The 26,182-nt window shown below is 68.2% G+C and carries 22 protein-coding genes and 1 pseudogene; 12 read left to right on the top strand and 11 right to left on the bottom strand.

Annotated features, from left to right (window positions below; translation table 11 throughout):
• Positions 1-29 precede the first annotated feature (29 nt).
• The 3 genes from NBRGI_RS42300 to NBRGI_RS42290 all read left to right on the top strand — a co-directional run bounded on the left by NBRGI_RS42300 (position 30) and on the right by NBRGI_RS42290 (position 2,632).
• Entirely contained in the window at positions 30-590 is a 561-nt protein-coding gene (locus NBRGI_RS42300; protein ID WP_029903846.1) for a DoxX family protein, read from the top strand.
• Between the two features lie 129 nt (positions 591-719).
• Positions 720-1,991: a hypothetical protein gene (locus NBRGI_RS42295; RefSeq protein ID WP_029903844.1), complete on the top strand. Its 1,272-nt coding sequence runs from the start codon at positions 720-722 to the stop codon at positions 1,989-1,991.
• 95 nt (positions 1,992-2,086) lie between these two features.
• The gene (locus NBRGI_RS42290; protein ID WP_029903842.1) at positions 2,087-2,632 is read left to right on the top strand and encodes a nitroreductase/quinone reductase family protein; all 546 of its coding nucleotides are present in this window, start codon (positions 2,087-2,089) and stop codon (positions 2,630-2,632) included.
• A 46-nt stretch (positions 2,633-2,678) separates the two neighbouring features.
• Here the strand turns inward: NBRGI_RS42290 and NBRGI_RS42285 are convergent, their stop codons facing one another.
• From NBRGI_RS42285 to NBRGI_RS42235, 11 genes and pseudogenes are all read right to left on the bottom strand, one after another.
• A complete protein-coding gene (locus NBRGI_RS42285) occupies positions 2,679-3,278 on the bottom strand; it encodes a hypothetical protein (RefSeq protein WP_029903840.1) in 600 nt (199 codons plus the stop codon).
• Between the two features lie 64 nt (positions 3,279-3,342).
• Complete coding sequence (locus tag NBRGI_RS42280; RefSeq protein WP_029903838.1) at positions 3,343-4,782, bottom strand: short-chain fatty acid transporter; 1,440 nt, start codon at positions 4,780-4,782, stop codon at positions 3,343-3,345.
• A 180-nt stretch (positions 4,783-4,962) separates the two neighbouring features.
• Positions 4,963-7,254: an ATP-binding cassette domain-containing protein gene (locus NBRGI_RS42275; protein WP_029903836.1), complete on the bottom strand. Its 2,292-nt coding sequence runs from the start codon at positions 7,252-7,254 to the stop codon at positions 4,963-4,965.
• A gap of 44 nt (positions 7,255-7,298) precedes the next feature.
• Positions 7,299-9,161, bottom strand: a complete 1,863-nt coding sequence (asnB, locus tag NBRGI_RS42270; RefSeq protein ID WP_029903833.1) for an asparagine synthase (glutamine-hydrolyzing) — start codon at positions 9,159-9,161, stop codon at positions 7,299-7,301.
• A gap of 28 nt (positions 9,162-9,189) precedes the next feature.
• Positions 9,190-10,676 (bottom strand): annotated as a pseudogene (locus NBRGI_RS44815) (aldehyde dehydrogenase family protein).
• Between the two features lie 19 nt (positions 10,677-10,695).
• A complete protein-coding gene (locus NBRGI_RS42260) occupies positions 10,696-11,751 on the bottom strand; it encodes a zinc-dependent alcohol dehydrogenase family protein (RefSeq protein ID WP_029903831.1) in 1,056 nt (351 codons plus the stop codon).
• Positions 11,748-12,950 carry a cytochrome P450 gene (locus NBRGI_RS42255; RefSeq protein WP_029903829.1) on the bottom strand — a complete coding sequence of 401 codons (1,203 nt, stop codon included), beginning with the start codon at positions 12,948-12,950 and terminating at the stop codon, positions 11,748-11,750. Before NBRGI_RS42255 ends, NBRGI_RS42260 begins: the two co-directional genes overlap by 4 nt.
• Positions 12,947-14,011, bottom strand: a complete 1,065-nt coding sequence (locus tag NBRGI_RS42250; protein ID WP_029903827.1) for a methyltransferase domain-containing protein — start codon at positions 14,009-14,011, stop codon at positions 12,947-12,949. Before NBRGI_RS42250 ends, NBRGI_RS42255 begins: the two co-directional genes overlap by 4 nt.
• 36 nt (positions 14,012-14,047) lie before the next feature.
• Positions 14,048-15,847, bottom strand: a complete 1,800-nt coding sequence (locus tag NBRGI_RS42245; RefSeq protein ID WP_029903825.1) for a gamma-glutamyltransferase family protein — start codon at positions 15,845-15,847, stop codon at positions 14,048-14,050.
• Positions 15,848-15,897: 50 nt separating this feature from the next.
• Complete coding sequence (locus NBRGI_RS42240) at positions 15,898-17,277, bottom strand: FAD-binding protein (protein ID WP_029903823.1); 1,380 nt, start codon at positions 17,275-17,277, stop codon at positions 15,898-15,900.
• 146 nt (positions 17,278-17,423) lie between these two features.
• The gene (locus NBRGI_RS42235) at positions 17,424-17,909 is read right to left on the bottom strand and encodes a MarR family winged helix-turn-helix transcriptional regulator (protein ID WP_235211293.1); all 486 of its coding nucleotides are present in this window, start codon (positions 17,907-17,909) and stop codon (positions 17,424-17,426) included.
• A gap of 103 nt (positions 17,910-18,012) precedes the next feature.
• Here NBRGI_RS42235 and NBRGI_RS42230 point away from each other — a divergent pair, with 103 nt between their 5' ends.
• The 9 genes from NBRGI_RS42230 to NBRGI_RS42190 all read left to right on the top strand — a co-directional run.
• Positions 18,013-18,783 carry a VOC family protein gene (locus NBRGI_RS42230; RefSeq protein ID WP_029903819.1) on the top strand — a complete coding sequence of 257 codons (771 nt, stop codon included), beginning with the start codon at positions 18,013-18,015 and terminating at the stop codon, positions 18,781-18,783.
• Positions 18,784-18,818: 35 nt separating this feature from the next.
• Positions 18,819-20,030: an MFS transporter gene (locus NBRGI_RS42225; RefSeq protein WP_029903817.1), complete on the top strand. Its 1,212-nt coding sequence runs from the start codon at positions 18,819-18,821 to the stop codon at positions 20,028-20,030.
• A 190-nt stretch (positions 20,031-20,220) separates the two neighbouring features.
• Complete coding sequence (locus tag NBRGI_RS42220) at positions 20,221-20,691, top strand: VOC family protein (RefSeq protein ID WP_029903815.1); 471 nt, start codon at positions 20,221-20,223, stop codon at positions 20,689-20,691.
• A complete protein-coding gene (locus tag NBRGI_RS42215; protein WP_235211292.1) occupies positions 20,688-21,587 on the top strand; it encodes an L-tyrosine 3-hydroxylase in 900 nt (299 codons plus the stop codon). The genes NBRGI_RS42220 and NBRGI_RS42215 overlap by 4 nt, the downstream gene beginning before the upstream one ends.
• A complete protein-coding gene (locus NBRGI_RS42210; protein WP_029903810.1) occupies positions 21,584-22,468 on the top strand; it encodes an LLM class flavin-dependent oxidoreductase in 885 nt (294 codons plus the stop codon). The genes NBRGI_RS42215 and NBRGI_RS42210 overlap by 4 nt, the downstream gene beginning before the upstream one ends.
• On the top strand, positions 22,468-23,298 hold the full coding sequence (locus NBRGI_RS42205) for a phenazine biosynthesis protein PhzF (protein ID WP_235211294.1): 831 nt from the start codon (positions 22,468-22,470) through the stop codon (positions 23,296-23,298). Before NBRGI_RS42210 ends, NBRGI_RS42205 begins: the two co-directional genes overlap by 1 nt.
• Positions 23,295-24,476, top strand: a complete 1,182-nt coding sequence (locus NBRGI_RS42200) for an aminotransferase class V-fold PLP-dependent enzyme (protein ID WP_029903806.1) — start codon at positions 23,295-23,297, stop codon at positions 24,474-24,476. Before NBRGI_RS42205 ends, NBRGI_RS42200 begins: the two co-directional genes overlap by 4 nt.
• On the top strand, positions 24,473-25,273 hold the full coding sequence (locus tag NBRGI_RS42195; protein WP_029903804.1) for a tryptophan 2,3-dioxygenase: 801 nt from the start codon (positions 24,473-24,475) through the stop codon (positions 25,271-25,273). The genes NBRGI_RS42200 and NBRGI_RS42195 overlap by 4 nt, the downstream gene beginning before the upstream one ends.
• Positions 25,274-25,312: 39 nt before the next feature.
• A partial coding sequence (locus NBRGI_RS42190; protein ID WP_036562891.1) for a methyltransferase occupies positions 25,313-26,182 on the top strand: 870 nt, incomplete at its 3' end.

The raw sequence follows: 26,182 nt of genomic DNA, 5'->3' as shown, positions 1-26,182 counted from the left end.
CCACTGATTCCCACCGAAAGGACTATCGAATGAGTTCCACCGCAACGCCTTCGCGCGCTTCTGCTGCCGCCGAGGGGGGTGTGTCGTCCGGCCATGCCGCGACCCCGCACGCCTACGACGCCGGCCTGCTGCTGCTACGCATCGCGGTCGGGCTGACCATGGCCGCGCACGGCGCGCAGAAACTGTTCGGCTGGTTCGGCGGCGGTGGCCTGGACGGGACCGGAAAGTTCTTCTCCAGCAAGGGTTATCCCGCCGGTGAGGCGATGGCGTTCGTCGCGGGCGTCACCGAGACGTTCGGCGGCCTCGCGCTCGCCGTCGGCCTGCTCACCCCGCTGGCAGGGGCGGCCGTGGTCGGCACCCTGCTCAACGCCATCGCGGTCAAGGGCGCCGGCGCCTTCTTCGCCCCCAAGGGCATCGAATACGAACTGATCCTCACCGCGGCCGCTGCCGCCCTCACCCTGACCGGCCCCGGCCGCTACGCCCTCGACCGCTTCATCCCAGTCCTGCGCAATCACCGCCTCGTCTACGGCCTCGCCGCCATCGTCCTCGCCCTCCTCGCCGCCGGCGCAGTACTGGTCGTGCGCACCTAGAGTCGAACCGCCCGCCGCGCGGTGGCGGCGGCCCCACCGCCTGCTTCCGGTGGAACGCTCAGCGGCTTCTACACGAAATCTCCACAGGGGCAACACCACAGGCGGCTCGAAGCTCGTTACCGTAGCCTGGTGCTCACCCTGCAGCCCTGGCGGCGTTTCGGCGGAAACTACGCGGCCTGGATCGTCTTCGCTGTTGCCGCCCTGGCCGGTCTGCTCGTGCTGTGGTCGGTGACGTTCGCCGACGCCTGCTACTACCTGGAATGCCGGGACACGTTGGTGCCCTTCTCCTTTTCGCTGGGGGTGCTCGTCGCCGGTGTCGGTCTCTCGTTGGTCGTGGGCGCGGTGCTGCTCTACCGCACCGGGTCTCGCGGTCGGCCGCGGTTCAAGTGGGCGGTGATCGCGTTGGCCGGCGTCCTCGTTTCCGCCTGCGGTAGTTGGCAACTCATGACGGTCGCACCCTTCGACGACCGACCGGCGCTGACCCGGGAGGCGCGGGATACCGCGACTGCGCTCAGTCGGCTACCAGGAGTCGATCAGGTGTCGACCGAGATCGACGGTATGTTCGCCGCGGTCGTCGTGCTGTCCGAGGCGGCGTCGGCGGCGCAGACCGCAGCGGTGATCGAGGCGTTCCGCGACCAGGTTTGGGCCGCGGCGGATTTCGAGCAGTGGGAGACAGAGCTCGAGATCCGTCGGGAAAAGTCCGGCAGTTCGTTCAGGGTTGGGAAGGGCGGGTTCGCCGAGGCGCCGGACCGCGCCGGTCTGTGGTTCGCATTGTCCGACGCCTTTCCCCGGGACGAGGTGAAGTGGACCTATCACACGTGGGCCTACTACTCCTACGGATCGAGCGACGAATTCGAGCGAATGGATGTCGGAGTCGGCGATATCTCCTTGAAACTATTGCCCGCGAACGATTTCAGTGCGGTCGGCGAGACGTATCGGCGCTTGATGCGAGAGTTTCCCGAGCTGTCGGGGGCTCGATGGTGGATAGGACCTGCTGCCGCCGTGAGTGGGTCGTGGTCGGTCGCCAACCGGTACCCGACCGAGCTCGAGTTCGCTGTCTGGCAGCGCCTCAACCAAGACCGAGCCATGCCGCACAGCGTGATCATGGCTTCGGGAAGCCCGCTACCGGAACGGCCACCGCGACCTCGGGTCACCGAGCAACTCCACTCGCGCAATCTCGACGACGCGAGACTGCTCGCCGAGCAGCATCTTCCGATCGTCGCGGAACTGGGTGCGCCCGAGATCGACTACCTGGTCACCACCGACCCCGACGACTACCTGGCCCCCGAAGGAACGAGACGCGTTTGCGTCGAACGAAGCCTGTCGATGACCGTCACCAATCGCGCCTATCCCGCGAACGATGCTGCTCCGGCCTTCTCGGTCCAGTATCAACCGTGCTGATCGGCGGTGTGGCCTGAGCCACCGGCTGCGCTTCCCGGACGGTTACTACTGGCGTTAGGACCGTAACTGTCCTAAGCGCCCGGCATGCTCGAACTATGAGCGAAATCGAATCGACTGCGCGGCCGGCGGAGCAGGCTGCGATCACCGACTATGACGATCCGAACGCGCCGTGGAATCAGCCATGGGACCCGGAGGGCAGTATCACCGACGGGAATGTGGATGTGATCGCGGAGTTCCGGGCGAACTCGGGCAAGGTGGGTGGCGCGTACGCGGGGGCGGACTTGATCCTGCTCACCACGACAGGTGCGAAAAGCGGTAAGCGGCATACGATTCCGCTCGGCCCGGGGTACCGGGGCGACATCATGTACGTGAGTTCGTTCATGGCGGACAGGTATCCGGCCTGGTGGCACAACATCAAGGCGAACCCGCAGGTCACCATCGAACTCCGGGACAAGACCTACCGGGGGACCGGACGGGTACTCGAAGGCGCGGACTACGACGAGTTCGCGGCTTGGGTGCTCGCCGACAACGCCCTGCTCGCGGACTTCCAGTCCAAGACGGACCGCCCGCTACCCCTGGTCCTGCTGACCCTCGACGAGGAGATTCCCTGCCGGACAACTGATCAGGAAGAACTGACGTAACCGCGTTCTCGGCCGAGGCCGCGGCGATTCCTCCTGATCATCTGACCTACCGGCGTAGGCCGAGGGTGCGCAGTTCGAGGGCGGCGAGGGCGCGGACGGTGGCGTCGTCGCCGCGTCGCCAGGCGGTGACCACCTCGGGGTCGATGCGGTCGAGTCGGCGCAGCGGTTGGTGGGTGAGGGCGCGCAGGGCAAGCAGGTCTCGTCCGCCGGGGTCCGCGCGCAACCGAGTCGCGGTGGCGGCGCGGCGAATCCAGCGCAGCCGCAGCGGCAGCCAGACGAGCAGGACAAGTCCGAGCGGGACGACGGACAGGCCGATGGCCAGGGCGAGCGCGAGATCGCCGACGAGGTCCTGCTGATCGTGGCCCGCCTCGGCGATCGAGCGGGCGGCGGTGGCGGCTCGCTCGAACGGCGAGGTCAGTTCGTCGCCCACCACCGGCACCCGGCCCACCTTGTCGCCGACGGTGTCGAGGTTGTCGGCCAGGCCCCCGCCCGCGCCTTCGAGTTTGCGCCCGGGCACGGCGAGCGCCAGCACCAGGTCGTGTAGCCACAGGGCGGCGCGGATGGTGCCGTACACCCACGCCGCCACGAGGAGATCGGTGACGAGCTGGCGCAGTGCGGTGGCCGGGCGGTCGGCGTAGATCCTCATGCCCTCAGAATCCACCGGACCGGCTGCTGATCAACGGTTTTCGGCTATCGCGGCCGAACCGGTCTCACTTCCCGGCGGGGATGATCGGCGGGACGTAGTCGAACGTCATGCCGAGCAGCCAGACGAGCAGCAGCACCACCGGCAGGTGGAAGATGAACTGCAGGAAGGTGAACCCGACGAGATCGCGCGCCCGCAGTTTCAGCACCGCGAGCAACGGCAGCATGAAGAACGGGTTGATCAGGTTGGGCAGCGCCTCGGCCACGTTGTAGATCTGCACCGTCCAGCCGAGATTCATCTGCACATCGGTTGCCGACTGCATGACGTAAGGCGCTTCGACCAACCACTTTCCGCCGCCGGAGGGGACGAAGATGCCGAGCACCACGGTGTAGACGGCGATCACGATGGCGAAGGTGCCACCGCCGCCGATGCTGGTGAAGAAGTCGGCCAGGTGCTCGGAGACGGTGATCCCGCCGCGCCCTTTCGCTTTGGTGAGGATCGCGGCCATCGCCGCGTAGAGCGGGAACTGCACCAGGATGCCCGCGGTGGCGGGCACGGCCAGGGTGACGGCCTGCAGGAATTTGCGCGGCGTGCCGTGCAGCACCAGCCCGAGTACGAGGAAGACGAGCAGGTAGCCGTTGAGACTGCTGACCACGGTGAGCGCTGCCTTGTTGACGAACTGGGAGATCAACCAGCCCAACGTCATCAGGCCCGCGATGATCGGCAGGATACGGCTGTACTCGAGCCATTCACCGGGCCGCGACCGCGGGGTGACCTCGTCGGGCTGATCGTCGAGGTCGACCTCGAGTTCCTCGGCGGTCTTGATCGCCTCGCCCTTCGGCGCCGAGAAATGGGCGATCACGACGGTGATGGCCATGATGATGGCGCACATCAGCAGCGACTGCCAGGTGAAGATCGTCATCCCGAAGTCCAGGACGCCGGTGATCCGCAGCAGGGCGGGCGGCAAGGAACTCGCCGTCGCCTGCAACTGCGCGGCCGAGGACGAGATGCCCAGTGCCCATACCGCGCCCAGCCCCATGAAGGCCGCCGCGCCGAGCGCTCGATAGTCCACCCGCAGATCGGTGCGCCGGGCGATCGCGCGGGCCAGCAGGCCGCCGAACACCAGGCTGAGCCCCCAGTTCAAAATGGACACCGACATGCTCAGGAACGCAACGAAACTCACCGCGCCGGCCGCGGATCGCGGCACGGCGGCGAGGCGTTCGATGAGCCGCGCGACCGGTGGGGAAGTGGCCACCACGTAACCGGTCAGCACGACCATGGCCATCTGCAGCGTGAAAGCCGTGAGATCCCAGAACCCGTCGCCGAACGCGGTCACCACGGTCTGTGGCGACGAGCCGTTCGCCAATGCCGCGACGGCCACGATGAACACACCGGCCAAGGCGACGACGTAGGCATCCGGAAACCATTTCTCCGTCCATTTCGCGAGCGACTGCGCGATTCGCGCTAGTCCCTTCTCGGAGCTGGCTTCGTCGATCGTGGCCGTCATGGAGCTGTCCCTCATCTTTCTACACACCACCCACGCGCGCGCATGTGACGCACCGCACACGGGCTCGGTTGGCCAGTATCGAGGCCCACCTGTCCGCAGACAATAAGGAATCACGCAGATCCGGTCTGCAAATATGCAGAAATCACCCCTGGTCAGGGGGATGGGGCGGCCCGGACCGGACTAGCGGTCGGCTCGTTCGAGGTCGGCGCGCAGGTACTGGGCGGTCACGGATTCGTCGTCGCCGGTCAGGTCCCGGGGCGTGCCCTCGAAGAGGACCCTGCCGCCGTGCCGTCCGGCATCGGGGCCGAGATCGATGACCCAGTCCGCGTGTTTGACGACCTCGAGGTCGTGTTCGACGACGATGACGGTGTTGCCGTCGTCCACCAGTTGATCGAAGAGGGTCAGCAGGCGGTCCACGTCCGACATGTGCAGCCCGGTGGTCGGCTCGTCGAAGACGAAGACCGTCCCGGTGTCCTGCAGGCGGTGGGCGAGCTTGAGCCGCTGCCGTTCTCCGCCGGACAGGGTCGAAAGGGGTTGGCCGAGGGTGAGATAGGCGAGACCGACCTTATCGAGCAAGGCGAGCTTGCCGATGACCTTGTCCTCGGTGAAGTAGTCGAGGCCCTCTTCGACGGTGAGCGCGAGCACCTCGGCGATGTTCTTGCCGCGCAAGGTTTTCGCCAGCGCCTCTGGCCGATACCGCAGCCCCTCGCACACCTCGCAGGTGACGGTCACCGGGTCCAGGTAGGCGAGGTCGGTCTGGATCACGCCGCGCCCCTGACAGGCCGGACACGCGCCGGTGGAATTGAAGCTGAACAGTCCGGGTTCGGCGTCGTTGGCCTTCGCGAACAGCGAACGGACCGTGTCCATGATGTCGACATAGGTGGCCGGAGTCGACCGCGCGGAGATGCCGATCCCCGACTGGTCGACCATCACCGCATCCGGATGCTGCGCGGCGAAAGCCCCTGAGATGAGCGAACTCTTGCCGGATCCGGCCACGCCGGTGACCGCGGTGAGCACTCCGGTCGGGATCCGCACCGTCACGTTGCGCAGATTGTTCAGCTTCGCCTTGCTGATGGTCAGCGCCCCGGTGGCGGTGCGGACCTGCTCCTTCAATCCGGTGTGCGCGCACAGCCTGCGCCCGGTGAGCGTGTCGGAGGCGAGCAGCTTGCGGAAGGTGCCCTCGAACACCACCTCGCCACCGTGCGCGCCGGCGCCGGGGCCCATATCGACGATGCGATCGGCGACGCTCATCACGTCGGGGTTGTGCTCCACGACGAGCACCGTGTTGCCGTTGTCTCGGAGCCGGCCGAGTAGTTCGTTGAGCCGATGCACATCTCGGGGATGCAGCCCGACGCTGGGTTCGTCGAAGATGAAGGTGAGATCGCTGAGGCTGCTGCCGAGATGGCGCACCGTCTTGAGCCGCTGGCCTTCGCCGCCGGACAGGGTCGAGGTCTCGCGGCCGAGGCTGAGGTAGCCCAGACCGATGGACTCGAGTCGTTCCAGCGCGGTGACAGCCGCCTGGACAACGGGTTTCGCGACCGGATCGTCGATCTTCCCCAGCTCGACGATCAGCTCGCTCACCTCCATCTCGGCATAGTCGGCGATGTTCTTGCCCTTGATCTTCGAGGCGAGCGCCGCCTTGTTGAGCCGCGCGCCACCGCACGCCTCGCAGGTGCGGGTCGTGACGACCTGCTCGACGTCCTTGCGCTCCTTGTCTTTCAGCGCGTCCAAGCCGTTGTCCAGGTACCGACGGTTGAACCGGACGACGATGCCCTCGTAGGTGTTCGAGTGGGTGACGTCGCGTCCTGGCCGCCGCACCTTGAACCCGCCGCCGTGCAGTAGCAGGTCCCATTCCTCGGAGTCGAAGTCCCGCAACGGTTTGTCGGCATCGAAGAGTTCCGACTCCGCGTAGGTGGTCCACGGATATCCGCCGACCGCGAAGAGCGGCGAGGTGATCGCGCCGTCGTTGAGCGATTTGCTCTTGTCGAGCAGCAGGTCGAGGTCGAGCCGCGCGGTGCGGCCGAGCCCTTCGCACTCGGTGCACATGCCCTGCGGCACGTTGAACGAGTACGCCGTGGATTCGCCCGCGCTGGGCTTGCCGTGCCGGGAGAACAGCACGCGCAGCATCGGATTGATCTCGGTCATCGTGCCGACGGTCGAGCGGCTGTTGCCGCCGAGCTGACGCTGATCGACCACGATGGCGGTGGACAGGTGCGCCATGTTCTCCGCATGCGGCCGCTCGTATTTGGGCAGCCGGTTGCGGATGAACCACGGGAAGGTCTCGTTCAGCTGCCGCTGGGACTCGACGGCGATCGTGCCGAACACCAGCGACGACTTCCCGGAACCCGACACGCCTGTGAAAACGGTCAGCTGCCCCTTGGGGATGCTCAGCGATACGTTCTTCAGGTTGTTCTGCCGGACTCCGGCCAGGGTGATGCTGTCGTTCGCTTGTCGTCCGCCTCGACCGGGCATCTCCGACTCCCCTCAGCGTGACCAAACTAGTTTCCAAAAGGAAACTATACCAGGACGCGCACGTCGTAAGCGGTGAGCCACTCGTCGATGCGGATCGGTGTTTCGTTGAGTAGCCCTCTTTCCTGCATCGAAACAGGCTTGTCGACGGGCTGATCCAGATGCCGGTGGATCGCGTCCAGATCGAGCAGCGGCAGCGACGGCGAACCCGGCTCCGCGACGATCTTGCCGAGGACCTGCTTGATCGCCTTGTCATAGCCCGAATCCTGGGTGGACGGATAGGGCGCTTTCCGGCGTTGCACGATGGAGTCCGGCAGCAGATCCCGCGTCGCGGCGCGCAACAGACTCTTCTCCCGGCCGTCGAAGGTCTTCATCGACCACGGGGTGTTGAAGACGTACTCGACCAGGCGGTGGTCGCAGAACGGCACCCGCACCTCGATTCCACTGGCCATGCTCAGCCGGTCCTTGCGATCCAGCATGACCGGAAGGAAACGGGTGAGGTTCAGGTAGCTCGCGGCCCGCATCCGGCGGTCGAGCCCGGTCTCCCCGGGCAGCTCCGGGACTTCGCGCAGGGCCGTGTGATATTGGTCCGCAATATATTCGGCGAGGTTCAGCTGCGCTGTCAGATCGGGATCCAGGAAGGCCGTGGACTGCTCGGTGACGGAACGCTCGCCGAGCGCGTGCCACGGGAACGTATCGGCCTGCACCGCACGCTGATCGTGGAACCAGAGGTAGCCGCCGAACACCTCGTCCGCCGATTCACCGGACAGGGCGACGGTCGATTCCTGCCGTACCGCGCGGAACAGCAGATAGAGCGATGGTCCGAGATCACCGTCGCCGTAAGGGAGATCCCAGGCGCGCAATACCGCCGCTCGCGCGCTCGGCGACGCCAGATCCGCGTTGTCCAGCAGGATGACTCGGTGATCGGTGCCGACGTGACGGACCAGTTCCGCGGCGAACGGCGCGTCCGGCGCCTCGCGTAGCGGTTCCGGTTCGAAGTTCTCCACCTGGCCGACGAAATCCACCGAGAAGCTACGGATCCGCCCACCGCGGCCGGCGTCGAGCGCGCGCTGGCCGAGGGCGGTCAGCGCGCTGGAATCCAATCCGCCGGACAGGAGCGTGCACAGCGGAACGTCGGCGACCATCTGCCGGGAAACGATATCCACCAACAACTCTCGCACCTTGCCGACGCTGGTGGCCACATCGTCGGCATGCGGCCAGGAGCGCAGCTCCCAGTACTTCTCCTCGGTCCGGCGCCCGTCGCGGAACCGCAGCACATGGCCGGGCCGTACCTCGTACATGCCGCGTAGCGGCGTCTGGCCGGGGACTCGGACGAACGACAGCACGTCGCGGAGCCCGTCGAGGGACAGTTCGGCGCGGCTTTCCGGATGGGCGAGCACGGCTTTCGGCTCGGACCCGAAGAGCAGGCCGTCGCCGGTGGGGTAGTAGAACAGCGGTTTGACGCCGAGTCGATCGCGGTACAGCAGCAGTTCCTCGGTGCGGTTGTCCCAGATCGCGAAGGCGAACATCCCGTTGAGCCGTCGCACGAAGTCCGTTCCCCATTCGAGGTAGGCGCGCAGCACGACCTCGGTATCGCTTCTGGTGCGGAAGCGATGGCCGAGTGCTCGCAGTTCGTCGCGCAGTTCGGTGAAGTTGTACACCTCGCCGCTGTAACTCAGTACAGCCGAAGGGGTTCCGTCGGGCAGGGTTTCCGGTGTGACCATCGGCTGTTTGCCGCCTTCGAGGTCGATCACCGACAGCCGCCGGTGCCCGAGGGCGCAGCGGGGATGCAGCCACATGCCTTCGTCGTCGGGGCCGCGGGCGGCCATGGTGTCGACCATGGCCTGCACCGTCCGGCCTTCGGCGGTGAGGTCACGGTCGAGCGCGACCCAGCCGGTGATTCCGCACATCGTTGGTCCTTTCGCTGCTGTCGTCGGCTCAGGCGAGCGTCGCCCACACGGTTTTCGGCTCGAGATAGGCCTCGACGCCCGCGCGGCCCATCTCGCGGCCGACTCCGGAGGCCTTGACGCCGCCGAAGGGGGCCGCCGGATCGCCCGGCGCCCAGGTATTGAGGTAGACCGATCCGGCACGCAGCCGGGCGGCGAGGGTGTGTGCCCGGCCGAGGTGCTGGGTCCAGATGCCCGCCGCCAAGCCGTAATCCGTGTCGTTGGCCTGCCGCACCACCTCGTCGACGCGCTCGAATGGCGCGGCCACGAGCACCGGCCCGAAGATCTCCTCGCGGCAGATCCGCATCCGCGGGTCGACGTCGACGAAGAGTGCGGGCGAGACGAAGTAGCCGCCCTCGGGCGAAACCGGCGGCACGGTACCGGCTTTCAGGGTCGCCCCCGCGGCGACGCCGTCTTGCAGATATCCGCGCACCCGGTGGTACTGCTCGGCCGAGACCAATGGCCCGAGTTCGGTGGCGGGGTCCAGTGCCGGACCCACCTGCGCTTTCTGGGCCCGGGCCAACAGTCCCGCGACGACCTCGTCGAACACGCTCGCGTGGACGAAGAGCCGGGACGCGGCATTGCACGCCTGACCGGTGTTGAAATAGATCCCGTTGAAGGCGCCGGCGATCGCGGCTTCGAGGTCGGCGTCCGGGAGAACGATATTCGGGCTCTTCCCGCCCAGTTCGAGTGTGACCGGCTTGAGCTGCGCGCCGGCCTTCGCGCCGATCTCGCGCCCCACCGCGGTGGAGCCGGTGAACACGATCTTGTCGACGCCGGGATGCTCGACCAGCGCCGCGCCGGTCGAGCCGTCGCCGGTGAGCACATTGACCGTGCCGGGTGGAAACCCGGCCTCCGCAACGAGTTCGGCGAGGCGCAGCACGGTCAGCGGTGTCTGTTCAGCAGGTTTCACCACCACGGTGCAACCGGCGGCCAAGGCCGCGCCGATCTTCCAGGCCGCCATCAGCAGCGAGAAGTTCCACGGGATGATCTGCGCGCACACGCCCACCGGCTCTTTGCGGGTGTAGCACAGCGTGTTCGGCACCGCGACCGGGATCGTCTCGCCCTCCAGCTTGGTCGGCCACCCGGCGAAGTAGCGGAATTGCGCGACGGCGGCCGGGATATCGAGCGCGCGGGTCACGCTGATCGGCTTGCCGCCGTCGAGGGCTTCGAGCTCGGCCAGCTGGTCGGCGTTGCCCTCGATGAGGTCGGCCAGGCGCGTGAGGAGGGTGCCGCGGTCTGCGGCCGACAGTGCGCCCCAGGCCCTTCGAGCGCGGCGCGTGCCGCCGCGACCGCCGTGGACACGTCGGCCGGGCCCGCGTGCGCGACCTGTGTGATCGCTGCGCCGGTGGACGGGTCGACGGTGCCGAAGGTCCGGCCGTCCGCGGCGGCGACGAACTCGCCGCCCAGATAGAGCAGGTGCGGTCCGGACAGGAAGTGCTGTGCCGCCGGACCCGGTGTGCTGGACGAGGTTTCCACGGTGTCCTCCCGGTCCGCGTCAGAAGCGGTCGATGACGGCGATGCCGCTGGTGCTGAAATCGCTCATCGCGGCAAGGACATCCCCGGCCTGCTCGAGCGCGACGGTGCGCTGGACCAGGGATTGCGGTGTGAGACGGCCGGATTCGACCAGGGTGAGCAGCCGGGGGTAGCCGGTGTGCGGGTTGCCGTGCGAGCCGATGATGGTCAGCTCGCCGAGGGTGACGGTGTCCACCGGGATCGCGATCTGCCCGGCATCGTCGGCGCTGGTCAGCCCGACCTGCACGTGCCTGCCGCGTTTGCGCAGCGAGCGAAGGGAATTGACGACCGTGACGCGGGTGCCGAGGGCATCGATCGAGACGTGCGCGCCGCCGTCGGTGGCGGCTTGGACCGCCGCGGGCACGTCCGCCTCGACACTCGCGTCGACGGTGGCGAGCGCGCCCTGCTCCTCGGCCAGCGCGAGCTTGGCGGCATCGATGTCCACGGCCACCACGCAAGCGCCTGCGGCAGTGGCGATCTGCACGGCGGCGAGGCCGACGCCGCCGACGCCGTGTATCGCGACCCATTCGCCGGGGCGTGCCCGTCCCTGTCCGGTGACCGCGTGGAACGCGGTCATGAATCGGCAGCCGATCGCGCTCGCCGCGACCGGGGTCAGCGTCTCGGGTACGCGCACACAATTGAAGTCCGCGTCGGGGATCGGGACGAACTCGGCATAGCCGCCGTCGCACCAGAAACCGAGCACCTGCATGGCGTCGCAGAGATTGGCCCGTCCGGACCGGCACTGCGCACAGGCGCCGCAGGCCAGATGGAACGGCACCGTGACGTGGTCGCCGAGCCGCACCGTGCGCACGTCGGCACCGACTGCCACTACCTCGCCGACCAGTTCGTGCCCGAGCGTGCGCGGCAGCGCGACCTGTCCGCCCATCCAGCCCCAATCACCCTGCCATGCATGCCAATCGCTGCGGCAGATGCCGGTGGCGCGGACCGCGAGCACCACGCCGTTCGGTGCAGGGGCGGGATCGGGCAGCTCGCGCACCACGAGCGGGGTGCCGTACTCGACTATCTGGGCCGCCCTCATGATGTCGCCTTGCCGGAGATGCGCAGGGGTAGCCGGTCCAGTCCGCGGGTGATGTTGTTCGGTGTGCGGGTGGGTTCGCCGGTCAGCTCGAGCGTGTCCGCCCGCTCGGCCAGTGCGCCGAACAGCGCGTGCGCCTCCATCGAGGCGAGCGCGCGGCCCGGGCAGTTGTGCACCCCGAACCCGAATCCGACGGTGTCGGCGGGGTTCCGGCGCGCGTCGAAGCGATCCGGCTCGGGATAGTGCCGTTCGTCGCGGTTCGCGGCGGCGAAGGAGACCACGACGCGGGCGCCCGCGGGGATGGTCACGCCGTCGACGTCGGTGTCGCCGGTGGTGACCCGGGAGAAGGACTGGATCGGGGTCTCCAGCCGGACGCCCTCGAGGAACGCGCCGGGAATCAGTTTCGGATCCTGCCGGACGGCCGCCCACTGGTCCGGATTCCGGGCCAGCAGCCAGAGCGTGCTCGCCACGCCGGCGATGGTGGTGTCCAATCCGGCGCAGGCGTAGGCGCTCATCGTCATCAGCGCCTCGTTCTCGGTGATCTCACCGTGTTCTGCGGCCGCCCAGACGATCTGGCCGAAGCTGTCCGGCAGCAGTTTGTCGGGCGTGGCGTCGGTGACGAGGTACTGCATCAGCGCCTGCACGTCGGGAAAGGTCGAACTCTGCCGCGCACCGGGCGGTCCGAAATAGTTGAACGCGCCGAGGGCCCAGACCAGGATCTTGTCGCGGTATTCGTCGCGCGGGAAACCGATGAGGTCCATGACGATGTCCACCGGCAGCTTCGCCGCGAAATCGGTGACGCCGTCGAACTCGTCGCGGTGCATCAGATTCTCGACCAGATCGTCGGCGAGTTGTTCGATGTCGCCGGCGACCTTGCGAACGTACTTGGGCCGCAACGCGTCATCGAGGACTTTGCGCACCGCCCGGTGCCGCGGCGGGTCCATCGAGAGCAGGGAACCGTCGGAAAGCTCGTTGGCGGTGGGATTCATCGCGATGCCCTGAGCGGAACTGAAACCCTCCCAATCGACCAGTGCCGCACGTACCTGGTCGTAGCGGAACAGTCCGTAGAGATCGTGCTCGCGCAGGTAGACGACCGGCCCCAGCTCGCGCAACGCCCGGAACTGCGGGTAGGGGTCGAGCAGGGCTTCGGTCGAGAACGGATCGAGGTCGGTGGCGGCGGCGCGGATCGTGGTCCCGGTCACAGCTGCTCCGCTCCGGCGACCAAGTCGTAGAAGCACATTCGCGGCCCGGCGCTCGGACGCGTGTACATCCGGCGGCAGGTCAGGGTGGACTTCTCGAACACGTCGAACCAGGCCGAGCGGTCGCGCGGCAGGCCCTGGCCGGTCAGCACGTGGATCAGGAAGAAATCGTCGTCGTTCTCGCGCCCGTCGTAGCGGATCTCCGGTTCGCCGACGAGCAGAATCTTCAGCTGCGGAAACTTGGTCGAGATGTCGTCGAGCAGGTCGACGACGGCTTGTTCACCGTTGCGGAAATGCTCGTGCAGCGCGCTCATCATGCAGAGTCCGTCGGCCGCGAAGCACTCCTGCGGCCAAGTGCCGGGGGCGAACGCGTCCCCGACGACGAACCGCACACGATCGGCGACGCCGCTGCGGTGGGCGTGCTCGTTGGCCACGTCGACCGCGTCGGCATCGATATCGAGGCCGATACCGCTGAGCGTGGGGTCGCGCAGGCAGGCGTCCACCAGCAACTGGCCACCGCCGCAACCGATATCGAGAATGCGCGTCACCTCGCGTCCGCGCATGGCGCGCAGCAGGGTCGGGGTGTGGAAGGCGGAGAACAGCGTGTCGCAATGTGCGCCCAGTTTGCCGCCGTCGCGCACCACGTCCTTGCCGTACACGGCTGTGCCGGTGAGCAGATCACCGATCCGGCTGGTGACCGCGCCGTACGCGTCGACGTAGACGCCGAGCCGGGCGAGGGAAACGTCGGTGGTGAGGAATTCGCCGAGGCGGGTGAAAAAGTATTCCGCGCCGCGGGTTTCGAGGATGCCGCGCTGCACGAGATAGCGCAGGAAGCCGGGCCCGATCTCGGGATCGATGCCGGCGAGCAGCGCCTGCGGGGTCCGCTGGGGTCCGGTGCGCAGCCGCTCCAGCAAGGGGGTGTCGGCGAGGGCGCGCACCGCGTGGCACACGTGCATCGAGCTGATCATCTCGGGCAGGTTCGACAGGGTGAACGCCTGCCATTCCCGGCGCTGCTGTTCGTCGTCGAGTTCGACGATCTCCGGCCGGTATTGCGTGCTCGTCATGACTGTCATCTCTTTCTGAATCGTTGTCGCCCAGCGTTATTCGGCCACCGCGTAGGCGTGTCTGCCACGGGGGCTCGCGGCCGCACGGACGAACTCGTGATCGTCGGTGAACCCGGACGCGCAGACCCGGCCCAGCGAATACGCGGGGACGAGGTCCACGTCGTGGCCGCGGGCGCGCAACTCGGCGACGACTTCGGGCGGGCAGGTTTGCTCCGCCACCAACACACCGGGCCGGTGCGCGTGCGGGGTGAACGAAGCGGGCACCTGATCGGTGTGGAAGGCCGTGGTCTCGGTCGCGCTCTGGAAGTCGAGCCCGAAATCGGCCACGTTGAGGAAGAACTGCAACGTCCACTGATCCTGGCGATCGCCGCCGGGGGTGCCGAAGGCGACGAACGGACGCCCGTCCCGCAGTACCACCGAGGGGCTGAGCGTGGTCCGGGGTCGTTTGCCCGGCCCGAGCGAGTTCGGGTGGCCCTCGGTGAGAAACATGCACTGGCCACGGGTGCCGAGCGGGAAACCGAGGCTGCCGATGGCAGGTGAACTCTTCAGCCACCCACCGCTCGGGGTCGCGGCGACCATGTTGCCGTGCCGGTCGACGGCGGTGACGGTGACCGTGTCGGTCTTCGCCTTGGTCGCCTGCAGGATCGTCGGTAATCCGTTCTGCAACTGGGACATCCACTCGGAGTCGGCGTCCGGATCGTCGGGCACCGGCAGGTCGGGGAGGAACGAGGTGCGTCCGGCGGGCGAACCGGGACGCAGCGTGGTTTCGGCGCGCGCGCCGACGAGGGCGCGGCGCTGCCGGCTGTACTCCGCGTCGAGCAGGCCGGCCAGGGGCACCTCGCTGAAATCCGGGTCGCCGTACCAGGCTTCGCGATCGGCCATCGCGAGCTTGGTGCACTCGATCACCGTGTGCACGTATTCCGCGCTGCCCTGGCCCATTCGGGCGAGATCGAAGCCGTCGAGCAGCGCGAGCTGCTGCAAGAAGACCGGACCCTGCGACCACGGTCCCGGTTTGAAGACCTGATAGGGGCCGTAGCTGTGGCTCGGCGCGGTCTCGACCGACGGCGTCCAGTCGGCGAGATCGTCGGCGGTGAGCAAGCCGCGGTGCCGACGGCCGGTGGCGTCGAGCATCGGGCTGGACTCGAGGAACTCCGAGATCTCCGCCGCGACAAAGCCTTTGTAGAAGGCGTCGTGCGCGGCCCGGAACTGGGCCTCGCGCTCGCCCGACGCGGACTCGGCGGCCTTGATGAGGCGCTGGTAGGTGTTGGCCAGCGCGGGATTCCGGAAGCGGCTCCCCGCGGCGGGGGCGTTGCCGCCCTTCAGATAGACCTGTTCGGAACCGTGCCATTCCGCGCGGAACAGCGGCGCCAGCACGTCGATGGCGCGCGCCGTTTCCGGCAGTAGCGGAAAACCCTTGTCCGCGTAGCCGATCGCGGGTTCGAGCACCTCGGCGAGGCGCTTGGTGCCGAACTCGGCGAGCAACCGCATCCAGCCGCCGAACGCGCCGGGCACGCAGGCGGGCAGCAGCCCCGACCCGGGGATGCTGCGCAGGCCGAGGTCGGCGAAGGTGCCGATGCTGATCGCGCGGGGCATCGGGCCCTGCGCGCAGAGTGCTCGGACGTCGTCCTGTCCGGCCTGATGCGCGACCAGGGACAAATCGCCGCCGAGCCCGTTGAAATGCGGTTCGACGACCTGGAGCACGAATCCGGCCGCGGCGGCCGCGTCGAACGCGTTGCCGCCGTCGGCCAGCATCCGCATCCCCGCGGCGGAGGCGAGCCAGTGCGTACTGGCCACGGCACCGGTGGTGCCGGTGAGTTCGGGCTTGGATGGAGGCATGCGGCTACTCCCTAGAAATCGTGGTGCGAGCGCGAAGGTGCGGAATGCGACTAATCGTCGGTGCGAATGCCGAGGCCCGGTGCGAGAATTCCGCGGGGGTCGTAACGCTTTTTCGCCGCGCTGAACGCGGGCCATCGGTCGCCGTAATGATCACGCCAGTCCTGGGCCGTGCGGCGCAGCGAGCCGATGGGATAGAGCACCGCGCCGTATTGTTTGCGTGCCTCGGTCAACAGGCGGTCGTTGCGATCGAGCATCTCCTCGACGAATTCCGGGTGCGCACCGCGTGTTTCGGCGACCGTGTTGATATCGAGCACGAAAACCCAATCCGAGCCATCGGGTTCGGGCACCGGCGGGTACGGTCTGGTCAGGGTCGCGCGACGTTGCGGATACAGCAGGCTGATCCCGAAGGGTCCGATATCGCGTGCGGTGAGCGAGGATTGGACCTCATCGACGTAGTCCTCCACGACCGCGCCGCCGAGCCACACGTCGTACCACGGCTTGACGAGTTCGTCCCAGTGCACCGTCTCGCGCATGCCGTCGACCAGCGTGTCGATCTTGAACACGTAGTCGAGGTAGGGGGTGTCGTCGATGACGGGCTCGGTGGTCAATCCACGGACGTTTGCCTCGTCGTCGGGCGGGTTCGCCGGGTCGTACATGACGGTCGCGTAGAGCCGGTGTGTCGGCTCGGACTGCGGCGAATAGAGCTCGGCGTACACGTGATCGATGCCCGGCCGGTCGAGGAGCGTGCGCAGATCGCGGAAGAAAGCGGCGTTATCGGTGTAGTCCAGCACGTAGCTGCGGGCGCGTTCGCGCGCGGGTTCCAGTTCGACCACGGCCTTGGTGATCACGCCGCACTGGCCGAGTCCACCGAGCACGGCCTCGAACAGGTCGCGGCGCTGTGCCGGCGAGCAACGCACGAGTTCGCCGGTCCCGGTGACCACTTCGAGTTCGCGCACGTGGTCGACCTGGAGCCCGGTGCGTAACGCGCCGACGAGCCCGCCGAGCCCGCCGACCGAGAGCGTGCCGCCGACGGTCAGCGAGGTGTATCCGGTGACGGCGGGCGGCGTGCGCCGTGGCGACTGCTCGAAGGCGGTGGTGACCAGGTCCTTCCACAGGACGCCGGCATCGACCTCGGCCACGTCGCCGTCGAGGGAATGGATGCGGTTCAGGTGGCGGTTCTCGATGACCAAGCCGTCGGACAGGCCCTGGCCGAGGGTGGTGTGCGCCTGCCCCCGGGTCGACACGCTGATGCCGTGGGTGTGGCAGAAGCCGACCAGCGCGGCGATGTCCTGGGCCGAGCGTGGCCGCAGCACCGCCGCCGGGGTGCGGGTGGTGATGTTGCCGAGGTCGGTGGCGACCGCCCGGCGCGCGGACTCGTCGAGCAGCAGCTCGCCGTCCACCGCGGGCGCGGCGGCAAAGATTTCGGGCACGAAAACTCCTTTCGGCGTACTGGTTTCGGCCTCGACCAGCGAAATGGCTGCGGGCTGTTACCAATACGTCGAACATATCCGGGACGACCGGCCCGGCACATTCAGAGGAGTTTCAAATTACCTTCAAAACCTTGTGAAGCCGGCCGTCATTCGGCCGTCTGCAAGGAGGAGTGGATCGCCTCGGCGACGCGGCCGCACAGCTGCGCGAAAACGGCCTGCTCGGCCGGATCGAGCACGGACTCGGCTATTTTGGCGTTCTCCCGCCGGCATTCGGCGGCGCGGTCGAGGAATTCGTGCCCGTCCGCGGTGAGGGAGGTGGTCTGTTCGCGCCGGTCGGTCCCGAGTGCCGCCTGGGTCACCAGGTGCTGATCCTTCAGCACGCGCAGGGCTTTCGACATCGTCGGGCGGGAGACGCTGAGCGATTCGCTCAGCGCGGAAGGCGTCATCGGGCCACGTAGGCGCAGCATTTCGAGCACGTCGTACTGCTGCCAGGTGACCCGCTCCGGGGTGGTCCGGGTGCGGCGCGCGACGAGCACGCAGGTGAGGTGGGCGAGGGCGTTCTCGACGCCGTCCTGCCAGTCGAGGACCTGGCTGTGGCTGTCCGCGGCGGCGGGCACTGGTTCAACGGGCACGGGTCTCTCCTCGCCGTTCGGGAACTTGATTTCCGGTTGGAAACTAGTTTACGGTAGGAATCGCTACACCAACTCACAACCCTGTCACACAGGAGGAGTGGTCATGGGCAGCTTCAGCCCGCGACCGGCGACTGTGGGGTGGTTCGATATCACCGCCAGCGATCCGGCGCACACCAAGCAGTTCTACCAGGAAGTGTTCTCCTGGGAATTCGCCTCGATCGGCGACGATTACCACACGATCACCGCGCCGGGCGCGAGCGCGGCCATGGGCGCGCTGCGCCGCGGCGACCGCGACGCGCTGTGGATCGATGTGGTCTGTACCGACCTCGCGGCCACGATCCCGCGACTGGAATCGTTGGGCGCCAAGGTGATCGAGCCCGCCGACGAAACCCCGGCGGGCGCGCGGAGCGCGGTCGTCGCCGACACCCGAGGCAACCGGCTCGGCCTGTATGAACCGGCGAACACCGGCGAAGCCGACACGACGGCCGCGGCCGCGGTGCCGAACGCCACCGCGTGGTTCGAGATCGGCACCCTGGATTTCGCCGCCACCCGGCAGTTCTACGAGCAGGCCTTCGGCTGGACCTACGAGCGCGACGAAGCCGCCGAAGGGGCGGTCTACTACAGCATTTCGGCACCGGGCGCCGCGGAGCCGATCGGCGGCACGATGGACCTGTCGGCCCTTCCGGACGCCGCCGAGTACGCGATCCCCGGCCTGCTCGTCGCCGACGTCTCCGCGATGCTCGATCGAGTCGAGCGAGCGGGCGGACACCGCGTGATGGATCCGTTCACCGATGCACATGGCCTGGTCATCGCGCAGTTCACCGACCCGTTCGGCAACCGGTGGACCTCCTTCGCGCAACCCGCCGCGCGCTGACCACGGGCCGATCACCTGCCCCCGGAAGGGGAGTCATGCCTTTCGCCGTATATGTGCTGGGGCTGGGCGTTTTCTGCCTCAACACCACCGAGATCATGGTTGCCGGACTGATTCCCGGCATGTCGAGCGACCTGGGCGTCTCGATCGCCGCCATCGGCTACCTCGTGTCGCTGTTCGCCGTCGGCATGGTCGTCGGCGGGCCCGTGCTGATCGTCGGCTTGTCCCGGGTGGCGCAGAAGAAGTCGCTGATCCTGTTGCTCGCGGTTTTCGTCGCGGGACAGACCCTGGCCGCCATGGCGGCCGACTATTGGGTCCTGGTCGTCGCGCGCATCGTGACCGCGCTGGCCGCCTCGGCGTTCTTCGGTGCGGCCGCCGCGGTGTGCGTGCGGCTCGTCGGCGCCGAACGACGCGGTCGCGCGATGTCGGTGCTGTACGGCGGCATGATGGTGGCCCAGGTCGTCGGCCTGCCGACGGCGACGTTCATCGAACAGCACTTCGGCTGGCGGGCGAGTTTCTGGATCGTCGACCTGCTCGCCGTCGGCTGCATCGCGGCGGTGGTGCTGCTGGTGCCGGGTGGCGGTGGAGCCCAGACCCTGGATTTCCGCGCCGAGATCCAGGCCTTCCGCAATCTGCGCCTGTGGGGCGCGTACGCGACCAACGCGCTGGTCATCGGCGCGGTGGTGGCCGGATTCACCTATCTGTCACCGATTTTCACCGACGCCACCCACTTCGCGCCCGCGACGGTGCCGGTGCTGTTCGCGGTCTACGGGATCGCCACGGTGCTGGGCAATGCGGTGGTCGGACGGTTCGCCGATCGCTACACCCGCCGTATCCTGGTCGGCGGGCTGATCGCGCTGACCCTCGTACTGGTCGCCTTCGCGCTGTGCGTCTCGTACAAGGTGCCGACCATCGCGACGACCGTGCTGCTCGGACTGATCGGGCTGCCGCTCAACCCGGCCATGGCGGCCAGGGTGATGTCGGTGTCCAACGAGGGAGCGCTGGTGAATACGGTCAACGGCTCGGCCATCAATATCGGCGTCGTGCTCGGCCCGTGGCTGGGTGGCCTGGGGATCAGCGCTGGGCTCGGCCTGGTGGCGCCGTTGTGGATCGGCGCGGGCATGGCGCTGCTGGGGTTGCTCACGTTGCTGCCGGATCTGCGCCGAGGCGCAGCCCGAGACTCGCGCGAGAACGCAGCGGGCGACCGGCCGGTCGCCGCGCCCGAGAGTATCCCGGTGGGCGATCGTTAAACCACTGGTGGGCAAAGGATTTCGGCAACTGCCGACAAACCTTCCCTGACGCCGACTTTAGAGTTTCTCGAGCATCTTTTGATTGCCCCGGGCCGCGCGGCCGACCGACGATGGAAGCGCTGGGACGATCCCCTCCCACAGCTGCGACGAGGGGAGTACCGCAAGCGTATTCGCGACGGAAGGGCATCCGATGCACGGGCTTGACATCGCGCCGAGATTCCACCACCTCGCCATCCAGACCGATGACGTGGACGCCACGATCGAGTGGTATCGGGAATTCCTCGGGGCAACGGTCGAATGGTCACTCGACAGCTTCTCGCCGCTGACCCACGACCGGCTATCCGGAATCGAGAAATTGGTCGAACTGAAGAAGGGCGACTTGCGATTCCACGTCTTCGACCGGGCCGGGCACAGCAAGGACGGCCCCGACCCGCTCGGCTACCAGTATCAGCACGTCGGCATCACGGTGCGGCGCCCGGAGGATCTGGTGCGGCTGCGCGCGCGGTGGCTGCAGGTGCGGGAGCGGGCCGATATCGCCTGGGCCAGAGCCGATCCGCCGTCGGACATCGTGACCGACGCGGACGGCATGCAGAGCCTGTACGTGCTCGATCCCAACGGCCTCGAGCTCGAGTTCATCTACTTTCCCGAGGCGGCGTCGTGAGCGGGAATGGGCGATATAGGTCGGCGGGCAGGCAGCGCCCGCCCACACTGCAACCGCGGCTGCTGTTCATGCCGTCGCTCGGCGAGCCGTTCGACGAATCGGCGCCCGACGAAGACGTCGTGCTCGCGGCACGAGATGCGCCCGAGTACCCCTTGTTCGGCACTGAACCGGTCGAGGCCGAGCGGTTGTTCTGGTACCGCTGGATCGCAGGCCACCAGATCTCCTTCCTGCTCTGGCGGGCGATGTGCGATGTGGTGTGCCAGTACCCCGACGAGGTGCCGGGCGAACGGGAGCTGGAAGTGTTGTCCGCCTGCATCGACGGCTACAGCGCGATGCTGCTGTATTCGTCCACGGTCCCGCGAGACCACTACCACGCCGACATCCGGCCGCGGATGGCGTTGCAGCATCCCGCGTTCAGCGGCACCTGGGCGCCGGACTACCGGCCGGTGCGCCGGCTGTTCCACGGCAGGCTGCCCTGGCAGGACGATCCGTCGTGCCGGGCACTCGATGCCGCGGTGGACCGAAACGAGTTGACGCACAGTCATATCGCCGATCACCTGGTCCCGGACGGGCGTTCGCTGCTGCAGCAGTCCGTGGGGGCCCTGGGCGTCAGCGTGTCCCGGGAGAAGGAAGACCTGTACGACAACTTCTTCCTCACCGTGCGGCGTCCGGTGAGCCACGCCGAGTTCGTCGCCCAGCTCGACGCGCGGATCACCGAGCTCACCGTGGACCTGTCGCACCACGGGATGTATCCGATGGTCGACGGCCGGCACCACCCGGTGGTCGGCGACCGGTCCGAGGCGGTGATGCAGCCGCTGATCACCTACGCCGTCCAGGTCGTGGACCGCGCGGCCCGGCTGGTCGCGAAGATGCGCCTGGAGGGGGTGCGCCGATGAAGCACGGAGTCGTCCTGCTGCCCGAGCACGAATGGAAGGTCGCCGCCGAACGCTGGCGCACCGCAGAGCAACTCGGCTTCCGGCACGCCTGGACCTACGACCATCTGATGTGGCGATGGCTCGCCGATCGCCCGTGGTACGGCGCGATCCCGACGCTCACCGCCGCGGCGACGGTCACCGAGACCATCGGTCTCGGGTTGCTCGTCGCCACCCCGAATTTCCGGCACCCGGTCGCGTTCGCCAAGGAACTCGTCACCGTGGACGATATCGCCGGCGGCCGGCTGATCTGCGGGCTGGGTTCGGGCGCACCGGGTTTCGACGTGAGTGTGCTCGGCGGCTCCGACTTGGGCGCGCGCGAGCGGGCCGATCGTTTCGAGACGTTCGTCGAACTGCTGGACACCGTGCTGGCCGGCGGGCGGGTGAACAAGGTGTCGCGCTGGTACACGGCGGCGGGGGTGGACTTCCATCCGCGCGCCGGCGCCGCCGGGCGCATGCCGTTCGCCGTGGCCGCGACCGGCCCGCGGGGTATGGCGCTGGCGGCCGGCTTCGCGCAGTACTGGGTTACCTCCGGGCCGCCCAACGACTTTCGCGGACGGCCGCTGCGCGAGGTGGTGCCGGTGCTGCGCAAGCAGTTGCGCGGCATCGACGCCGCGTGCGAGCGGCTGGGCCGGGATCCGGCCACCCTGGGCCGGGTGTTCGTCGGCGATGCCGCGGTGGCGGGAATCACCGCCTCGCTCGCGGCCTACGAGGACGCCGCGGGTGAACTCGAGGAACTCGGCGTCACCGACCTGGTGGTGCACTGGCCCCGCCCGGAGCAGCCATATCAGGGTGACGAACAGGTCGTGCTCGAGTTCGCCGAAAAGCATGTGAGGGCCGCATGATGCGGGTGACGACAGTGGATATGTTCGGGGCCGCGCCCGGGCGGGGCAGCGCGCTGGATGTGCTCGTCCCGACGGCGGCGCGCGCCGAGGACGCGGCACGGACCGCCGCGGAATTCGCGCGCCGCAGCGATTCGTGCGAGACCGTCTTGGTCGACGAGTGTTGCCGAACGCGAAAGACTTTCGCCTCGCGGATCTTCAACGCCGCGGGCGAGACGCCGTTCGCGTCGCACTCCCTGGCGGGCGTCGCCGCCTGCCTGGTCGGCACCGGCCGGCTCGCTCCGGGCAAGGTCGGCCGGACGGCGGCGGCGGGCACCCAGTGGTTGTGGACCGACGGCAACGAGGTTCGCGTGCCCTTCGACGGACCCGCCGTGCGGCAGGAGCCGGCGTACGAAGCCGCCGAGTTCGGTTGGGCCACCGGCGAATCGCATGCGGGCGGTGTCGGCCGGGCCTTCAACTTCGTCCGGGTGTCGGCGGATCCACGGGGACTGCCCGTACCCGACCTCGATCGCATGCGCGAGCTCGAGGTCACCGACCTGACCGCGTTCCGTTGGGATCCGGCGCGCCGGGAGGTGCTGGCCTGCGTGTTCGCCCCCGGTTTCGGCATACCCGAAGACGCCGGATGTCTCCCGGCCGCCGCCGCGCTCGGCGTGGCCGCGCTGCAACTCGGTGCGCCCGATTCGGCGCCGTTGACCATCCGTCAGGTGACCCGGCACGGCACCGAGTCGATCTTCGGCTGTACCGGGTCGCTTAGGGACGGCTCCGCCCGCGTGCGCATCAACGGCCAGGTCTGGGTGCCCGGGGACGACGATCAGAAAGCTTGTGAAGCATGACGATTCGCGACGACACCGATCCGCTCGCCGCCTACGCGGACGAGTTCGCCATCGACGGCGCCGTCCACCTCAACGGCAACTCGCTCGGACCGCCCCGGCACAGTCTCGTGGGCGAGCTCGACCGTGTCGTGTCCGGCCAATGGGCGCCCAGGCAGGTGCAGGGCTGGTTCCAGGACGGGTGGCTCGACCTGCCGCGCACGATCGGGGACCGGCTGGCCCCGCTGCTCGGCGCCGGGCCCGGGCAGGTCATGGTGGCGGGGGAGACGACCTCGACGACGCTGTTCAACGCGCTGGTGGCGGCCTGCCGCCTCCGCGGCGACCGGCCGGTGCTGCTGATCGAGGCGGAATCGTTCCCCACCGACCTGTACATCGCCGACTCGGTGGCCCGGCTGCTGGACCGGCAACTGGTCGTCGAGTCGCACGGGGAGTTCGACTCGTACCTGTGCGAGCACGGGGGACAGGTGGCCGCGGCCGTCACCGCGCCGGTGGACTTCCGGACCGGTGAACGTCGCGCGATCCGGCCGATCACCACGCTGTGTCACGACGTGGGGGCGCTGTCGGTGTGGGACCTCAGTCACGCCGCCGGTGTGCTGCCGGTGGACCTGGATGCCAACGCGGTCGACCTCGCCGTAGGGTGCGGATACAAGTACCTCGGTGGCGGTCCCGGCGCACCGGCGTTCCTCTACCTGCCGGCCAGACTGCAAGCGACGGTGGACTTTCCGCTGACGGGGTGGCACGGCCACGCGCGGCCGTTCGACATGTCGCCGGTGTTCGAGCCGGCCGCGGGGATCGAATGCGCCCGCACCGGTACGCCGCCGCTGCTCAGCCTCGCCGGACTGCATCACGCGCTCGCGCCGTTGCTCGACGTGGGTATCGACGCACTGCACCGGCGCAGCGTGGCGCTCGGCGAGTTCTTTCTGGAATGCCTCGCGCAACGTCGTCCGCGACTGCTGGACCGGCTGGCCTCGCCTCGGGATCCGGCGCGTCGGGGCGGACATCTCGCGTTGCGAATTCCCGAGGCGGACAAGGTGGAACACGCACTGGCCGAGCACCGCGTGCTCGTCGACGCCCGGCCGCCCGACCTGATCCGGTTCGCCTTCGCGCCGCTGTACGTGACGCACGAGCAGGTGTCACGCGCGGCCGAAGTGCTGTGCCACGCCACGGAAGGAGTGCTATGACCAGCGCCCCGGAATACCTCGTCCCCGAGTACGTCACCTACGCGCACATGGACGAGCTGCACGCGCTGCAGCGACCGCGCAGCGACGCGCGCGGCGAGCTGAATTTCATTCTGCTCAGCCACGTCAAGGAGCTGCTGTTCCGCGCGGTGATCGACGATCTGAGCACCGCCCGCGCCGCGCTCGAGCGCGACGACGTCGCCGACGCCTGCCTGGCCCTGTCCCGGGCGACCCGCACGCAGCGGGTGCTCGTGGCCTGCTGGGAATCGTTGAACGGCATGTCCGTGGACGAGTACGTGGCCTTCCGCGAGGTGCTCAACGACGCCTCCGGTACGCAGTCCTTCGCTTACCGCGCATTGGAATTCGTGATGGGCAACCGGCCGGCCCGGCAGGTCGAGGCGGCGCACCGGGACGGGCATCCGGTGCTGCGCACGGAGCTGGCACGGCCGTCGCTCTACGACGCGGCACTGCAACACCTTGCCCGCCAGGGCTTTTCGATCCCGGCAACGTGCGTCGCGAAACCCGCTGCCGCGCAGCACGAACCGCTCGCGGAGGTGGAAGACGTCTGGCTGGAGATCTACCGGAACCCGGCCCGGCATCGCGAGGCGCACAGGCTCGCCGAGGCGCTGCTCGAGGTGGCGTACCAGTTCTCGCACTGGCGGGCCACGCACCTGCTGGTGGTCGAACGGATGCTCGGCGGCAAGAGCGGGACCGCGGGCACCGACGGCGCGCCGTGGCTGCGGGCCATCAACGAACACCGCTTCTTTCCGGAGCTGTGGACCTTTCGCACCCGGCTCTAGCGGTAATCCACTTCAACGACGGTAAAGGAACAGATCTCGATGACGGAAACGCAGACCGAGCTCAGCAAGCCGGTCGATCTCACCTCGCTGGTCCCGGTGCTGTTCGGCTTCGCCGCCTTCCAGCAGCTGCGCGCGGCCTCGGAACTGCAACTGTTCGAATATCTCGACCTGAACGGTCCCGCCACGAGCGACGACGCGGCGGCGGGCCTGGGCATCCCGGGTAAATCGGCGCGCATGCTGCTGCTCGGCACCACCTCGCTCGGCCTGACCGAACGCGACGGCGATCACTACCGGCTCGGCGCGACGCTGGCCGCGGCGATGGCGGACGGCACCTGGCCGCTGCTGCGCAACATCATCGACTTCCAGCAGCGGCTGTCGTACCTGCCCGCGAAGGAGTACGCGGAATCGTTGCGCACCGGGAAGAATCTGGGTCTCAAACACCTGCCCGGCACCGGCGGCGATCTGTACTCGCGGCTGGAACAGACCCCGGAGCTGGAGAATCTGTTCTTCCGCGGTATGCACTCGTGGTCGGAGCTGTCGAATCCGGTACTGCTGCACCAGGTGGACTACACCGGGGTGACCAGGATTCTCGACGTCGGCGGCGGCGACGCGGTCAACGCGATCGAGATCGCGCGGGCGCACCCGGACCTGAAGATCACAGTGTTCGACCTCGACGGCGCGGTCGAGGTGGCCCGGGACAACATCGCGGCCGCGGGCCTCGGCGACCGCATCGACGTGATCGCGGGCGATATGTTCGGCGAACCGCTGCCCGGCGGCTACGACGTGGTGCTCTTCGCGCACCAGTTCGTGATCTGGTCGCCGGAGCAGAACCGGACGCTGCTGCAGCGGGCGTACGCGGCGCTGCCGCCCGGCGGACGGGTGCTGGTGTTCAACGCGTTCGCCGACGAC

This window comes from Nocardia brasiliensis IFM 10847 (genome assembly GCF_000710915.1).
In the GTDB taxonomy this organism is placed as follows: domain Bacteria; phylum Actinomycetota; class Actinomycetes; order Mycobacteriales; family Mycobacteriaceae; genus Nocardia; species Nocardia brasiliensis_A.
Note: the sequence above shows the minus strand (reverse complement) of the source record. Positions and strands in the feature narration are given on the sequence as shown.

What these genes read in the sequence shown, in the direction of transcription:
- NBRGI_RS42300 (WP_029903846.1), top strand. Translation starts at nt 30, where the DNA reads ATGAGTTCCACCGCAACGCCTTCGCGCGCTTCTGCTGCCGCCGAGGGG.
- NBRGI_RS42290 (WP_029903842.1), top strand. Translation starts at nt 2,087, where the DNA reads ATGAGCGAAATCGAATCGACTGCGCGGCCGGCGGAGCAGGCTGCGATC.
- NBRGI_RS42285 (WP_029903840.1), bottom strand. Translation starts at nt 3,278, where the DNA reads ATGAGGATCTACGCCGACCGCCCGGCCACCGCACTGCGCCAGCTCGTC.
- NBRGI_RS42280 (WP_029903838.1), bottom strand. Translation starts at nt 4,782, where the DNA reads ATGACGGCCACGATCGACGAAGCCAGCTCCGAGAAGGGACTAGCGCGA.
- NBRGI_RS42275 (WP_029903836.1), bottom strand. Translation starts at nt 7,254, where the DNA reads ATGCCCGGTCGAGGCGGACGACAAGCGAACGACAGCATCACCCTGGCC.
- asnB (WP_029903833.1), bottom strand. Translation starts at nt 9,161, where the DNA reads ATGTGCGGAATCACCGGCTGGGTCGCGCTCGACCGTGACCTCACCGCC.
- NBRGI_RS42260 (WP_029903831.1), bottom strand. Translation starts at nt 11,751, where the DNA reads ATGAGGGCGGCCCAGATAGTCGAGTACGGCACCCCGCTCGTGGTGCGC.
- NBRGI_RS42250 (WP_029903827.1), bottom strand. Translation starts at nt 14,011, where the DNA reads ATGACGAGCACGCAATACCGGCCGGAGATCGTCGAACTCGACGACGAA.
- NBRGI_RS42245 (WP_029903825.1), bottom strand. Translation starts at nt 15,847, where the DNA reads ATGCCTCCATCCAAGCCCGAACTCACCGGCACCACCGGTGCCGTGGCC.
- NBRGI_RS42230 (WP_029903819.1), top strand. Translation starts at nt 18,013, where the DNA reads ATGGGCAGCTTCAGCCCGCGACCGGCGACTGTGGGGTGGTTCGATATC.
- NBRGI_RS42225 (WP_029903817.1), top strand. Translation starts at nt 18,819, where the DNA reads ATGCCTTTCGCCGTATATGTGCTGGGGCTGGGCGTTTTCTGCCTCAAC.
- NBRGI_RS42220 (WP_029903815.1), top strand. Translation starts at nt 20,221, where the DNA reads ATGCACGGGCTTGACATCGCGCCGAGATTCCACCACCTCGCCATCCAG.
- NBRGI_RS42210 (WP_029903810.1), top strand. Translation starts at nt 21,584, where the DNA reads ATGAAGCACGGAGTCGTCCTGCTGCCCGAGCACGAATGGAAGGTCGCC.
- NBRGI_RS42205 (WP_235211294.1), top strand. Translation starts at nt 22,468, where the DNA reads ATGCGGGTGACGACAGTGGATATGTTCGGGGCCGCGCCCGGGCGGGGC.
- NBRGI_RS42200 (WP_029903806.1), top strand. Translation starts at nt 23,295, where the DNA reads ATGACGATTCGCGACGACACCGATCCGCTCGCCGCCTACGCGGACGAG.
- NBRGI_RS42195 (WP_029903804.1), top strand. Translation starts at nt 24,473, where the DNA reads ATGACCAGCGCCCCGGAATACCTCGTCCCCGAGTACGTCACCTACGCG.